The organism is Roseovarius autotrophicus (genome assembly GCF_018069895.1).
GTDB lineage: Bacteria > Pseudomonadota > Alphaproteobacteria > Rhodobacterales > Rhodobacteraceae > Roseovarius > Roseovarius autotrophicus.
Genome location: NZ_JAGQDH010000009.1, coordinates 125,828 through 138,460, shown reverse-complemented (window position 1 = coordinate 138,460; position 12,633 = coordinate 125,828). Strand labels below are relative to the sequence as shown.

Below are 12,633 nucleotides of genomic sequence, written 5' to 3'. Positions count from 1 at the left end.
GGATATAGGCGCCGACACGCGGGTGAACATCGACGGCGGCGATGGTCACGCCGCGCAGTCGGTTTTTGTGGTGGCCGCAAGCGATTTCAGCCATGTGGGCGTCGGTGCGGGCGGTGCCATCGGCGGGGCGGGGGGGGGGGGGGGCGGGGGGGGGGGGGGGGCGCCCCCCCCCCCCCCCCCCGCCGCACCACCCCCGCCCCCGCCGCCGGTCGAGCATGTCTGGCACATCGCCGAGAACGGACAGACCCACGGCCCCTATTCCAAGGCCGGTCTCGGGCGTATGGTGACAGAGGGCAAGCTCACCCGCGACAGCCATGTCTGGACCGCCGGTCAGGACGGCTGGAAGCGCGCCGAGGATGTGACGGAACTGGCACAGCTTTTCACCGTCCTGCCCCCGCCCCCTCCCCCCGCCGCCTGAGCGATCGTGCAAGACCTCATGAGCCTGACCACGGCCCCCGCCGAGCACCGCTTTCCCTGCGCAAGCTGCGGGGCGGATTACCGTTACGATCCGGGTAGCGGGCGGCTGGTCTGCGATCATTGCGGCGATGTGGCCGAGATCGGCAACGCTGGCCTCTGGCAGGGCGGCATCCGCGAGCTTGATTTTGCCGCCGCGCTGCGCGACCAGCTTCCCGCTCAGGAAATCGAGGAGACGCGGGTGGTGACCTGCACCAACTGCGGCGCGCAGGTCGAGCTTGGGTCCGACATCCATGCCACCGAATGCCCGTTCTGCGCCTCGCCGGTGATGACCGATACCGGGTTGCACCGGCATATCAAGCCGCGCGCGCTGCTGCCCTTTGCCCTTGACGAATTCGCCGCGCGTCGCGCGATGACCGACTGGCTGGGCCGGCTCTGGTTCGCGCCCTCGGGGTTGCAGGACTATGCCCGCAAGGGGCGCAGGATGCAGGGCATCTATGTGCCCTACTGGACGTTTGACGCGCAGACCGACAGCCAGTATCGCGGCGAGCGCGGCACGGTCCATTACCAGACGCAGACGGTGATCCAGAACGGCAAGCGCCGACAGGTGCAGGTGGCCAGGGTGCGCTGGCGCGCCGTCTCGGGGCGCGTGGCGCGGTTCTTCGACGATGTGCTGGTGCTGGCCTCGACCTCCTTGCCCAAACGCTTTACGGATGCGCTGGAGCCGTGGGATCTTTCGGCGCTGGAGCCGTATGCGCCCGAATATCTCGCAGGCTTTCGCGCCGAGGGCTACAATGTCGATCTCGAGACGGGCTTTGCCGAGGCACGCGCCCATATGGACGCGGTGATCGCGCGCGACGTGCGCTTTGACATCGGCGGCGACCGGCAACGCATTCATGCCATTGACACCGCCGTGCGCGCGGTCACATTCAAGCATGTGCTGCTGCCCGTCTGGCTTGCCGCCTACAGATACCGGGGCGAGACCTATCGTTTCGTGGTCAACGCGCGCACGGGCCGCGTGCAGGGCGAGCGTCCCTGGTCGGCGTGGAAGATCGCCTTTGTCGTGTTTATCGGCGCGATCGTGGCGGGGGCCATCGGTTATGTGGTGGCGATGGAGGGAGGCTTCTGATGACAAGCGAAATCGAAGGGTTGGAGCATCTTCTTTCCGCCCGCCATTCCTGCCGCGCCTTTCGCCCCGACCCGGTGCCCCAGGATACCATCGCGCGCATCGTCAGCGCGGCGGGGCGCGCACCCTCGTGGTGCAATGCGCAGCCCTGGAAGGTGGTGGTGACTCAGGGCACCGAGACGGCGCGCTTCCGCGAGGCGCTGCTCTCGGAGGTGGCTCATGGCACGCCCCGCCCCGATCTGCCCTGGCCCGAGGGCTATCCGGGCGCGCATGGCGCGCGGCGGCGTGAATGTGGTCTGCAACTCTACGAGGCAGTGGGCATCGCGCGCGAGGACCGCGCCGCCCGCGCCGAACAAAGCATGGAGAATTACCGCCTGTTCGGCGCGCCGCATGTGGCCCTTGTTCATGCCGAGGCCGCGCTTGGGCCTTACGGCGCGATGGATACGGGCGGCTTTGTCACCGCTTTCATGCTGGCGGCGGCCGCTTTGGGCGTGGGCAGCATCGCGCAAGCCTCGGTGGCGGCCTATGCGCCCATGATCCGGGCGCATTTCGGCCTGCCCGAGCGTCGGCTGATCCTTTGCGCCATCTCCTTTGGCTGGCCCGATCCGGCGCACCCCGTCAACGGCTTCCGCACCACGCGGGCGGCGCTTGCAGAGGTGCTCGACCTGCGCGGCTAGCGGTACACGTTGCGCCGCGCGGGGACACCCGCCCCCGCCGGGCTGGCCGCCGGTCCTACCCGCGCCGGATCTCGACCTTGCGTCCGCCCGCGACCTCGCCCTCGCGCTTGGGGATGGTGACAATCAGCACGCCATCCTTCAGATGCCCCTCGACCTTGTCGCCATCGGCATCGGCGGGCAGGCGGAAGGAGCGGCTGAAACTGCCATACTGGCGCTCGGAAAAGAACCAGGTCTCGCCCTTCTCTTCGCGGCTGGCGGATTTCTCGCCCTTGACCGTCACCACGCCATCATGAACGGACAGCTCAATATCCTTTTCCTCGACGCCTGGCAGCTCGATCGAGATGCGATAGGCGGACTCATTGCAAGAAGCGTCCGAAGCGGGCGCAAGCCAGTCGGCCACGCGCGCACCAAAATTGCGAAACGGTTCGGAAAGCTGCGGCCAGAAGCCCGCGACATGCGATTTTTCAACCATTGCGGCATCCTCCTTTACGTTGCTTGCGCAGTCACTCTATCGTCACCGGACGCGCGTCGCCTTGATGCGCATCAAGGATGGAGGGGACATGCGCGCGCTTTTGCAACGGGTAAGCGAGGCCGAGGTAACGGTTGACGGCGAGAGCATCGGGCGCTGTGGCGCGGGGCTCATGATCCTTGTCTGCGCCATGCAGGGCGATACCGAGGTTGCGGCAGAGCGGCTGGCGGGCAAGGTCGCGAGGCTGCGCATCTTCCGCGACGAGGAAGGACGGATGAACCGCTCGGTTCTCGATATCGGCGGGGGGGCGCTGGTGGTGAGCCAGTTCACGCTGGCCGCCGACACCTCGCGCGGCAATCGACCCGGCTTCTCGACCGCCGCCGCGCCAGAGGAGGGGCGCCGCCTTTACGAGCATTTTGCAGGCGCGCTCGCTGCGCTTGGCGTGCCGGTGGAGACGGGGCAATTTGCGGGCGACATGCGGGTGCGCCTTGTCAATGACGGCCCCGTCACGATCTGGATGGAAAGTTGAAGCCTCAGCCGAGCACGGCGAGCGCCGGGAAGGTCTCGAGCAGCCAGAAGGAGAAGGCCGAGAATCCGCCGGTCAGCATCAGAAGGCCGATGGTCCACAAAAGCAGCCCCATTACCCGCTCGATCCGTTCCATATGCCGCTTCATCCAGCCCATGAGACCGGTCAGACGCGGCAGGAAGGCCGCAACCAGCAGGAAGGGCACGCCGAGGCCAATGGCATAGACCGCCAGGAGCGTCGTGCCGCGCGCGATATTGGCCTCTGTCGCGGCAAGCGACAGGATCGCGCCAAGCTGCGGGCCGATGCAGGGCGTCCAGCCGAAGGCAAAGGCCAGCCCCAGCACATAGGCCCCGAGCGACGAACCGCCCCGATCACCTGCATCAAGCCGCGCCTCACGGTCGAGAAAGCCGATCCGGTAAACCCCGACGAAATGCGCGCCGAACGCCATAACCATGACGCCTGCAATGGTGTTGAACCAGTCCTGGTATTGCAGGAAGGCCCGCCCGAGCGCCGAGGCCGTAAAGCCAAGGAACAGAAACACCGTCGAAAGGCCAAGCACGAAGAAAAGCGCCGGGATGACGGCGCGGGCGCGCGCATGGCTGTTTTCGGACAGCTCATTGAGGCTGATCCCGCTTATATAGGCCAGATAGGGCGGCACGATGGGCAGCACACAGGGGCTGAGGAAGGAAATCACCCCCGCCAGAAGCGCCACGAACATAGCGGGCATAAGCGCCGCGTCGATGATCTCGATTCCGAACATGGGGCACACATAGCCGGTTGCGGGTGCAACGTCACGGGGCACGGTGTCACAACCCTGTGGACAGGCTGTAACAAGGCCGCTATCTCAGGGCGCATGACCCCGAAAGAGACCCTTGACGCGCGCGGGCTGTTGTGTCCGCTCCCTGTTCTGAAGCTGCGCAAGCGGCTGAAATCGCTTGGGTTAGGAGACGAGATCGCGATGCAGGCGGATGATCCGGCAGCGGTGATCGACGTGCCGCATTTCTGCGCCGAGAGCGGGCATGTGCTGGTATCCGCGGCAGAGGCGGACGGGGTCCAGACTTATGTGATCCGCAAAGGCGGCTGATACGAGGCGCCCCGGCCCGAAGGGGCCGGGGCGCTGTCGGATCAGCCTAAAGACCACCACCCGCGACGTTTGGGCTTGGAGTCATCATCTCCGGCCTGTCCTGCGGCGGTGGCAGGTGCGACAGGCACCTCTTCGGCCACCGGCTGCGGGGCGGGCTCTTCGGCCACAGCTTCGGGGGTGGGTTCGCTCAGCGCCACGACGGGCTCTTGCGTCACCGGTGCAGCGACAGGTTCCGGATCTGGCGCGGGTGCGGCCTCGACCGGTTGCGCCTCTTCCGTCTTCTTGCGGCGCGAGACTGTCCGGCGCTTGGGCTTCGTTTCCGTCCCGGCCACGGGATCCGCGTCCGTCACGGGCGTGCCCTCGGGCTGGGGTGCCGCCGCATCTTCGGTCGCCGTCACCGGCTTCTTGCGCGAGCGTGAGCGGGATTTGGGCTTGGCCGGCTCGGGCGCGGCCTGATTCTCTGCTTCCACAACCGCCTCTGCTTTCACAACGGCTGCGTCTGCCTCCACAACGGCTTCGCTCGCAGGCAAAGCCTCTGCCACGGGCGCCTCCTCGACCAGTGCCTCCTCGTCCTGCGCCTCGCCATTCGCGCGCGGCTTGCGCTTGCGGCTGCGCGAGCGGCGGCGCTTCTTCCTGGGCTTGTCCCCGTTTTCGCCGGTCTCGGGCGCGGCCTCTGCCACGTCCTCCTCGTCTTCCTCCTCGATTTCGCTGGCGCTGTCGATCTCGTCCATCAGCGCGACACCGCCCGAAACGAATTGCGTGACCGGTTCAGGCACGACGCGCGTTGCGGTCTTGAACTTTTCGAGCGTGAAATCGGGGCTGACCAGAGCCGGGTCACCCTCGATGCGCACCGACAGGCCATAGCGCATCTCGATCTGGGCGATATGCTCGCGCTTCTGGTTGATCAGGAAATTGGCAATGGAAACGGGCGCGCGCACCAGAACCTCGCGCGAGCGGCGGCGCGTGCCCTCTTCCTCGATCTGGCGCAGGATCGAGAGCGCCATGCTGTCATCGGAGCGGATGAGCCCGGTGCCGTGGCAATGCGGGCAGGGCTGTGTGCTGGCCTCCAGCATCCCCGGACGCAGACGCTGGCGGCTCATTTCCATGAGGCCGAAACCAGAGATGCGGCCCACCTGGATGCGCGCGCGGTCGGTCTTGAGCTTGTCCTTGAGGCGTTTTTCCACCGAGGCGTTGTTGCGCCGTTCGTCCATGTCGATGAAGTCGATCACGATGAGGCCCGCCAGATCGCGCAGGCGCAACTGACGCGCCACCTCTTCGGCGGCCTCAAGGTTGGTCTTGAGCGCGGTCTCCTCGATCGAGCCTTCCTTGGTGGCGCGGCCCGAGTTGACGTCGATGGCCACAAGCGCCTCGGTCACGCCGATCACGATATAGCCGCCCGAGGGCAGTTGCACCGTGGGGTTGAACATGCCGCTGAGATAGCTTTCGACCTGGTGGCGGGCAAAAAGCGGCATCGGGTCCACGTAATGTTTCACGTTCTTTGCGTGGGACGGCATGATCATCTTCATGAAGTCCTTGGCGATGCGATAGCCGCGCTCGCCCTCGACAAGAACCTCGTCGATATCGCGGTTGTAGAGGTCGCGGATCGAACGTTTGATGAGGTCGCCCTCTTCGTAGATCTTGGCCGGTGCGATGGATTTCAGCGTGAGTTCCCGGATCTGTTCCCAGAGCCGCTGGAGATACTCGTAATCGCGCTTGATCTCGGCCTTGGTGCGCTGCGCACCGGCGGTGCGCACGATGAGGCCCGCGCCGCGCGGCACGTCGATCTCGGCGGCGATTTCCTTGAGCTTCTTGCGGTCGGCGGCGTTGGTGATCTTGCGGGAAATGCCACCGCCACGCGCGGTATTGGGCATCAGTACGCAGTAACGGCCCGCAAGCGAGAGATAGGTGGTCAGCGCCGCGCCCTTGTTGCCACGTTCTTCCTTGACGACCTGCACCAGCATGATCTGGCGGACCTTGATGACCTCCTGGATCTTGTAGCGACGCGCGCGGGGCTTGCGGACGGGGCGGATATCGTCGCTGTCGTCCTCATCGGCGACAGATTCGATGCTGTCATCCTGGGCGGCGTGGTCGCGGGTATCCTCGTCGGCGGGGTCGGACTCGGCCGGGGCGTCCTCGTCCGCCTCGGGTGCGGCGGCCTCGGGTGCGGGGGTGTCGTCCACCGGCTCTTCCACCGGGGTCTCGACCACGCGTTCCATCGGCGACGTCGCCTCTGGGATCACATCCGTCGCCGGGTCGCCGGTCTCGCCATTATCGAGGTCGATGGTTTCCATCCCGGAGATTTCCGCGCTGGTCACCGCATCCTGCGTCTTGGTCTTTTCGGCGCTGGAACGCGAGCGCGAGCGCCCGCGCGTGACCGAACGCTTGCCCTTGGGCCGCTCGTCCTCTTCCTCCTGTGCGCGGGCAAGCGCCTCTTCCTCGGCCATCAGCGCCTCGCGGTCGGCCACGGGGATCTGATAGTAATCCGGGTGGATCTCCGAGAAGGCGAGAAAACCGTGGCGATTGCCGCCATATTCCACAAAGGCCGCCTGAAGCGACGGCTCGACGCGGGTAACCTTGGCAAGATAGATGTTGCCGGCTAGCTGGCGCTTGTTCTCCGATTCAAAGTCGAATTCCTCGACCTTGTTTCCATCCACCACCACGACGCGGGTTTCCTCCGCGTGGGTGGCATCAATAAGCATTTTCTTGGGCATGTGTTCCAATTGCACGGCGGCACATCCCTGCGCCCTGGGGGCGCGGAGCGGTGCGGCAAGTGTCTGTCAGGGGCGATGCTTGCGGCGCGCACGCAAGGGGCGCGTTGCGCCCCTGCTGTCACTCTCGATCCTGTCGCGCGCGTCATCGCGGTTCTACTACTCCGACCCCTTGGGGCCAATTCGGCACCCGGCGCGCGCAGTGGCGCGGAAACGGGCAAACGTGCGGTCCCCGTGACGGGGGCCAATCGGTCTGCTCAGTCCTGCGGATTGCCTTTGTCATGCAATCCCGCGGGGGCCTGAAACAGCGAATCTCTCGCGGCGGTTGCACGTTGTCACGCGCATCCCGCCGTTCTGTCACCCTAAAGCCTCGGACAGGCAAAACACAATGGAGAAATTTCGGCAGCCGTCAGCCAAGGTAGTCCGACCGCGTAAGCCCATATTTAGCCATCTTCTCGTTCAGCGTTCGGCGCGGCAGGCACAATTCGTCCATCACCGCTGCGATACTGCCCTTGTGGCGGCGCATGGTATTGTCGATCAGCATCCGCTCGAACGCCTCGACATATTCCTTGAGCGGCTTGCCCTCGGTGGTCATCACTGGCTGCATGTCGGCGTGATCAGACATCAGAAGCGAGGTGAGCGTGCCGGTTTCGCGTCGCGCCTGCAACACCGCGCGTTCGGCAATATTGAAAAGCTGGCGGACATTGCCGGGCCAGGGTGCCTGCAAAAGTTGCGTGGCCTCCTGTGCGCTGACCTGAGGCGCCTCACAGCCGTAATCCTCGGCGAACTGTTCGGTGAAGCGGGTGAAGAGCGTCAGGATATCCTCGCCGCGCGCGCGCAGGGGCGGCACGGTGATGCGCAGGCTGGCAAGGCGATAGAACAGGTCGGGTCGCAGCGCATCCTCGCAGGTATGGCCCTCGTCCTGCATGTTGGAAATGGCGACGATGCGGGTCTCGGGGGGCATTCCCTCCTCATCGACGAAGGTCAGGAGGCGGGCCTGCACGCCCTCGGAAAGCGACTCGATATCCTCAAGCACCAGCGTGCCGCCGCGCGCCTCCTCGACAGCGGGAAGGTGCGGGTCATCGGGCAGGACCGGGCCGAACAGGCGGCGGGTAAGCGCGCTTTCCTCGAGCGCGGCGCAGGAGATGGTGACAAACCGCTTGCCCGCGCGCGCGCCGACCGCGTGCAGCGCGTGCGCCACGAGGGTCTTGCCGGTGCCGGTCTCGCCTTCGATCAGCACATGGCCGTCCGCCTGTCCGAGATCGAGAATATCCTCGCGCAGCCTGTCCATAGCGGCACTTGTGCCAATGAGCTTTTTCATCAACGAGCCGCCATCCGAGAGGTCACGCCGCAGCGCACGCGCGTCAAGCACCATGCGGCGGCGCTGCGTGGCCTTCTTGGCCAGTTGCGTCATGCGGTCGGGGTTGAAGGGTTTCTCCAGGAAATCGAAGGCACCAAGGCGCATCGCCTCGACCGCCATGGGCACATCCCCGTGCCCGGTGATCATGATCACCGGCAGGGTTGAATCGCTGCCCATCAGCTTGCGCAGGAACTGCATCCCGTCCATGCCGGGCATCCGGATGTCGGTCACGACGATACCGGGGTAATCCGGGCCAAGGCGTTTGAGCGCCTCCTCGGCGCTGGCGAAGGTTTCGGTATCGTAGCCCGACAGCGCCAGCCACTGGCTGATCGACTGGCGCATGTCGCGCTCGTCATCGACGATGGCGATTTTCATGGCAGACGGCATGTCATGTCACTCCGCAGCTTTGGTTTCTTCGGGCAATATGGGAAGCTGGACCTCGAATACAGCCCCCCCGCCCTCGGCGTTGCGCGCCGTGAGGCGCCCGCCAAGGTCGTTGACGATCCCCGAGGAAATGGCAAGCCCCAGCCCGACCCCGTCGCCGGGCAGCTTGGTGGTGTAGAACGGCTCGAACAGCTTTTCCAGGTCGGTGATCCCGTGGCCGTTGTCACGCACCGTCAGAAGGGCCGTCTCGCCTGCCGCAAGCAAAAGCTCGATGGCGGCCTCGGGGGTCTGTTCGGTGGCGTCCATCGCGTTGCGCAGAAGGTTGACGATCACCTGTTCGATGCGCAGCCGATCGCCCATCACGATGACCGGTTCCGACGGCAGCGTGCGGGTGATCTGAACCTTTCGGTTGCGCAGTTGCGGCTCCATCAACGCCAGTGCCGACGACAGCGCATCGCCAAGATTTACAGGCGTAAAGCGCTCGCCGGACTGGCGGGCATAGGATTTCAGTTGCCGGGTGATCGCGCCCATCCGCTCGATCAGGTCGTCGATGCGCTGGAACGAGGTCAGCGCCTCGTCGGGGCGGTTGCGGTCGAGCAGCATTCGCGCCCCCGCGAGATAGGTTTTCATCGCCGCGAGCGGCTGGTTGAGCTCGTGGCTGACCGCGGCGGACATCTCTCCCAAAACCGCCAGCTTGGAACTTTGCTGAAGCGTCTGTTCGGCCTGCGCAAGGTTCTCCTGCACGCGCCTGCGCTCGGCGATTTCCCGCTGCAAACGCGCGTTCAATGCGCGAAGCTCCGCCGACTCGCGCTGAAACAGCACCATGCGCGAGGTCGCCCGCCGATTGAGGAAATAGAAGGCCAGCGCCATGAGAATCGCAAAGCCCATGATTTCGAGCGCGATATAGCCGTTCACCTTGTCGCGCACCGCGGCATAGGTGGTGAAACTGGCGATGCGCCAGCCGCGAAACGCCACCCGCCCCTCGACCCGCATCACCGCCTGGCCGCGCAGATAGGCGTCGGCGGGCAGCGCCGTCCAGTCCGACGTGGCGCGGATCGCGCGCTCTATCGCACTGCGGGCAGGCTCCCGGTGCAGCGCCTCGGCCTCGGTCAGCCCACGCCAGCGCGGCTCGGTCGAAAGAATGATCGTGCCCTCGCTGTCGGTGACCATGACGGCGTCGGAAATGCCCGACCAGGCGCGCTCGAACTTGCGCAGATCCACCTCGACCACGATCACGCCCAGCACGCCGGTCGGTGTCTCGATCCGGCGCGAATAGGTGAAGTGATACTGCCCCGCCTCCTGCCGCAACACCTTGAACACAGTATCGCGCGACCGGATCGCATCGACAAAATACGGGGCCTGCCGGTGGTTTTCGCCCAGCCGCGTGCGCTCGGTCACGGCCACGGCACGGCCGTTCTTGTCCAGCAGCGTCAGCGAGGCGGCACCGATCTCCTCGACAAAGGAAATCAGCCGCTGCGTGGACTGGGCGTAATCCTGCGTGTTGAGCGCGGAAATGAGCGCGGGATCGCGCGCCAGAAGCTGCGGCACGATGGCGTTCTGTCGCAGTTCCGACATCAGGTTGCCGCTGTAGAGCACAAGTCGAAGCTCGGCCCGGTTGCGGGTCGTTTCGGTAAAGCGTTCGGTCAGCAGCCGATGCGTCGCCACCACCACGATCACGGCGATGATGAAGAGCGCCGCCAGCACAAGCCGCGCACGCCAAGGGATCGTGCGCAGGCGCGAGGCCGGTTGGGAAAGCGTGGGCAGGCTCATCCCCTCAGTCTAGGCCGCGTGCGGCCCGCCCTCAAGCTCTCAGGCGTGCGCCAGCGCATCCACAAGCCCGGCGAACATGGCCGCCCCGTCGGTGCCGCCGTGTTCGGGCTCGGCCATACGCTCGGGATGGGGCATCATGCCCAGAACGCGGCGGTTTGCCGAAAGCACACCCGCGATGTCACGCGTCGAGCCGTTGGGGTTCTCGACATAGGTGAAGGCCACGCGATCCTCACCCTCGAGCCGGTCAAGCGTCGCGGCATCGGCAAAGTAATTGCCGTCATGATGCGCGATCGGCACGGTAATGGAACTGCCCGGCTTGTAGCCGCGGGTAAAGGCGCTGTCGGTCGTGCTCACGCGCAGATCGACCGGCTTGCACACATATTTCAGCCCTGCATTGCGCAACAGCGCCCCAGGCAGAAGCCCCGTCTCGGTCAGGATCTGGAACCCGTTGCAGACGCCCAGAACATACCCGCCCCGTTCGGCATGGCCCACCACGGCGCGACAGATCGGCGAATTGGCGGCAATGGCACCGCAGCGCAGGTAATCGCCATAGGAGAACCCCCCCGGCACGCCGACAAGATCCGTGCCATCGGGCAGCGCGGTGTCCTTGTGCCAGACCATGCTGACCTGCGCGCCGGCGCGCTCGAACGCCACCTTGAGGTCGCGGTCGCAATTGGAGCCGGGAAAGACGAGAACGGCGACTTTCATGGCAAGATTTCTCCCCTGATGCTGCCCGCGTGCTCTAGCGCGCCGCCGCCCGCTTGTCCATGGCGCGGCACACCCGAGGGCCACTGTGGTCAGGATCCTAGGTTCCGGCCAGCTCCGCCAGCAGCACCTTCTCGAGCTTGTCGCCGGGGTGGTTGGTCAGGTCCTTGCCGATCTCGGCCACGACGCGCTGTGCCACTTCCTTGTGCAGATGTTCGCGCAGCGCCCCGAGGGTGCGGGGCGGGGCCACCAGCACCAGCCTGTCAAACGCTCCGCGATGTGCCAACCGGTAGAGGATATCGGCCATTTCGGCAGCGAATCGTTCTTTTCCAAGCCGGTGCCAGTCGGCCTCTTCCATGCCCGATCGCTGCCCCGGTCCGACATCGGGCATGCGTCCGGGCCGGTCGCTTTGCTGATCGCGGTTTGCGGGGTTGTCCTGCTCCTCGACACGGCGCACCACCAGATTCGGCGCCTGCGCATCGGTGACATTTTCAAGAAACAGTGCCTTGTCCCCATCCGCCACCAGAACCCAGGTGCCATTCGAAAGTTTGCTCATCTGCGCATCTCCCTTCCTGTGCGGTCTTGCCCGCCCGTCACCATCGCGCATGTGCCGCCGCATGCGCGTTGATGCGGATCAAACATGGCAACGAAAACCCCCCGTGCCAAGGGCGCGGGGGGGGGCGAGGCCGTGCAGCTTGTGCCGGAAGGGATTACATCCGGCTGGCGACGTTTTCCCAGTTCACCAGGTTGTCGAGGAAGTTGGTGAGGTAGGCGGGACGCTTGTTGCGGAAGTCGATGTAGTAGGAATGTTCCCACACGTCGCACCCGAGCAAGGCGGTCTGGCCAAAGCAGAGCGGGTTGACGCCGTTCTCGGTCTTGGTGACCTTGAGGCTGCCATCGCTGTCCTTCACCAGCCAGGCCCAGCCAGAGCCGAACTGACCGGCCCCGGCGGCGGCGAAATCGTCCTTGAACTTGTCGAGCGTGCCAAAGCTCTCGGTGATGGCCTTTTCCAGCACGCCCGGCATTGCGGTGCCGCCCGGCGCCATCATTTCCCAGAACTGCGCGTGGTTCCAGTGCTGCGAGGCGTTGTTGAAAATACCCGACTGCGCCACCGCGCCCGCCTGATAGGTGCCGCGCACGATCTCTTCGAGCGGTTTGCCCTCCCATTCGGTCCCGGCAATCAGCTTGTTGCCATTGTCCACATAGGCCTTGTGGTGGATGTCGTGGTGATATTCGAGCGTCTCTTTCGACATGCCATGAGCAGCAAGCGCGTCATGGGCATAAGGAAGGTCGGGAAGTTCAAAGGACATGGGTTCCCCCTGTTCGTCTGCGTTGAAAGCTGTGCTCATACATGGAGCGGGGGGGCGCGGAACGTCAACCCTGCGGGGCAGAGTTTTTCTGTCGGGATTT

Annotated in this window: 13 protein-coding genes; 5 read left to right on the top strand and 8 right to left on the bottom strand. The window is 65.3% G+C overall.

Annotated elements, in window-relative coordinates:
• The 3 genes from KAK09_RS18775 to KAK09_RS11635 form a co-directional block, all read left to right on the top strand.
• A partial coding sequence (locus KAK09_RS18775; protein WP_247651182.1) for a DUF4339 domain-containing protein occupies positions 1-418 on the top strand: 418 nt, incomplete at its 5' end.
• A gap of 18 nt (positions 419-436) precedes the next feature.
• The gene (locus KAK09_RS11640) at positions 437-1,543 is read left to right on the top strand and encodes a TFIIB-type zinc ribbon-containing protein (RefSeq protein ID WP_210879111.1); all 1,107 of its coding nucleotides are present in this window, start codon (positions 437-439) and stop codon (positions 1,541-1,543) included.
• Complete coding sequence (locus KAK09_RS11635) at positions 1,543-2,217, top strand: nitroreductase (RefSeq protein WP_210879110.1); 675 nt, start codon at positions 1,543-1,545, stop codon at positions 2,215-2,217. The genes KAK09_RS11640 and KAK09_RS11635 overlap by 1 nt, the downstream gene beginning before the upstream one ends.
• Before the next feature lie 55 nt (positions 2,218-2,272).
• On the opposite strand, the gene KAK09_RS11630 is transcribed toward KAK09_RS11635, so the two are convergent.
• Positions 2,273-2,689 (bottom strand): Hsp20/alpha crystallin family protein, encoded by a 417-nt coding sequence (locus KAK09_RS11630; protein WP_210879109.1) that lies wholly within the window; start codon positions 2,687-2,689, stop codon positions 2,273-2,275.
• Between the two features lie 88 nt (positions 2,690-2,777).
• Here KAK09_RS11630 and dtd point away from each other — a divergent pair, with 88 nt between their 5' ends.
• Positions 2,778-3,215, top strand: a complete 438-nt coding sequence (gene dtd / locus KAK09_RS11625; RefSeq protein ID WP_210879108.1) for a D-aminoacyl-tRNA deacylase — start codon at positions 2,778-2,780, stop codon at positions 3,213-3,215.
• A 4-nt stretch (positions 3,216-3,219) separates the two neighbouring features.
• Here the strand turns inward: dtd and KAK09_RS11620 are convergent, their stop codons facing one another.
• Complete coding sequence (locus KAK09_RS11620) at positions 3,220-3,972, bottom strand: cytochrome c biogenesis CcdA family protein (protein ID WP_210879115.1); 753 nt, start codon at positions 3,970-3,972, stop codon at positions 3,220-3,222.
• A 93-nt stretch (positions 3,973-4,065) separates the two neighbouring features.
• Here KAK09_RS11620 and KAK09_RS11615 point away from each other — a divergent pair, with 93 nt between their 5' ends.
• Positions 4,066-4,296, top strand: a complete 231-nt coding sequence (locus tag KAK09_RS11615) for a sulfurtransferase TusA family protein (RefSeq protein WP_210879107.1) — start codon at positions 4,066-4,068, stop codon at positions 4,294-4,296.
• A gap of 41 nt (positions 4,297-4,337) precedes the next feature.
• Here KAK09_RS11615 and KAK09_RS11610 read toward each other — a convergent pair whose 3' ends face one another.
• From KAK09_RS11610 to KAK09_RS11585, 6 genes are all read right to left on the bottom strand, one after another.
• On the bottom strand, positions 4,338-7,007 hold the full coding sequence (locus tag KAK09_RS11610; RefSeq protein ID WP_210879106.1) for an Rne/Rng family ribonuclease: 2,670 nt from the start codon (positions 7,005-7,007) through the stop codon (positions 4,338-4,340).
• 406 nt (positions 7,008-7,413) lie between these two features.
• Positions 7,414-8,751 carry a sigma-54-dependent transcriptional regulator gene (locus KAK09_RS11605; RefSeq protein ID WP_210879105.1) on the bottom strand — a complete coding sequence of 446 codons (1,338 nt, stop codon included), beginning with the start codon at positions 8,749-8,751 and terminating at the stop codon, positions 7,414-7,416.
• A gap of 6 nt (positions 8,752-8,757) precedes the next feature.
• The gene (locus KAK09_RS11600; protein ID WP_210879104.1) at positions 8,758-10,518 is read right to left on the bottom strand and encodes a sensor histidine kinase; all 1,761 of its coding nucleotides are present in this window, start codon (positions 10,516-10,518) and stop codon (positions 8,758-8,760) included.
• A 39-nt stretch (positions 10,519-10,557) separates the two neighbouring features.
• Positions 10,558-11,226, bottom strand: a complete 669-nt coding sequence (gene purQ, locus KAK09_RS11595) for a phosphoribosylformylglycinamidine synthase subunit PurQ (protein WP_210879103.1) — start codon at positions 11,224-11,226, stop codon at positions 10,558-10,560.
• Positions 11,227-11,323: 97 nt separating this feature from the next.
• Positions 11,324-11,779 carry a host attachment family protein gene (locus tag KAK09_RS11590; protein ID WP_210879102.1) on the bottom strand — a complete coding sequence of 152 codons (456 nt, stop codon included), beginning with the start codon at positions 11,777-11,779 and terminating at the stop codon, positions 11,324-11,326.
• 154 nt (positions 11,780-11,933) lie between these two features.
• The gene (locus KAK09_RS11585) at positions 11,934-12,533 is read right to left on the bottom strand and encodes a superoxide dismutase (protein ID WP_210879101.1); all 600 of its coding nucleotides are present in this window, start codon (positions 12,531-12,533) and stop codon (positions 11,934-11,936) included.
• Positions 12,534-12,633 lie beyond the last annotated feature (100 nt).

Bases quoted from the DNA above. Each gene is read 5' to 3' on its own strand.
- KAK09_RS11640 (WP_210879111.1), top strand. From the start codon at position 437: ATGAGCCTGACCACGGCCCCCGCCGAGCACCGCTTTCCCTGCGCAAGC.
- KAK09_RS11635 (WP_210879110.1), top strand. From the start codon at position 1,543: ATGACAAGCGAAATCGAAGGGTTGGAGCATCTTCTTTCCGCCCGCCAT.
- KAK09_RS11630 (WP_210879109.1), bottom strand. From the start codon at position 2,689: ATGGTTGAAAAATCGCATGTCGCGGGCTTCTGGCCGCAGCTTTCCGAA.
- dtd (WP_210879108.1), top strand. From the start codon at position 2,778: ATGCGCGCGCTTTTGCAACGGGTAAGCGAGGCCGAGGTAACGGTTGAC.
- KAK09_RS11620 (WP_210879115.1), bottom strand. From the start codon at position 3,972: ATGTTCGGAATCGAGATCATCGACGCGGCGCTTATGCCCGCTATGTTC.
- KAK09_RS11615 (WP_210879107.1), top strand. From the start codon at position 4,066: ATGACCCCGAAAGAGACCCTTGACGCGCGCGGGCTGTTGTGTCCGCTC.
- KAK09_RS11610 (WP_210879106.1), bottom strand. From the start codon at position 7,007: ATGCCCAAGAAAATGCTTATTGATGCCACCCACGCGGAGGAAACCCGC.
- KAK09_RS11605 (WP_210879105.1), bottom strand. From the start codon at position 8,751: ATGCCGTCTGCCATGAAAATCGCCATCGTCGATGACGAGCGCGACATG.
- KAK09_RS11600 (WP_210879104.1), bottom strand. From the start codon at position 10,518: ATGAGCCTGCCCACGCTTTCCCAACCGGCCTCGCGCCTGCGCACGATC.
- purQ (WP_210879103.1), bottom strand. From the start codon at position 11,226: ATGAAAGTCGCCGTTCTCGTCTTTCCCGGCTCCAATTGCGACCGCGAC.
- KAK09_RS11590 (WP_210879102.1), bottom strand. From the start codon at position 11,779: ATGAGCAAACTTTCGAATGGCACCTGGGTTCTGGTGGCGGATGGGGAC.
- KAK09_RS11585 (WP_210879101.1), bottom strand. From the start codon at position 12,533: ATGTCCTTTGAACTTCCCGACCTTCCTTATGCCCATGACGCGCTTGCT.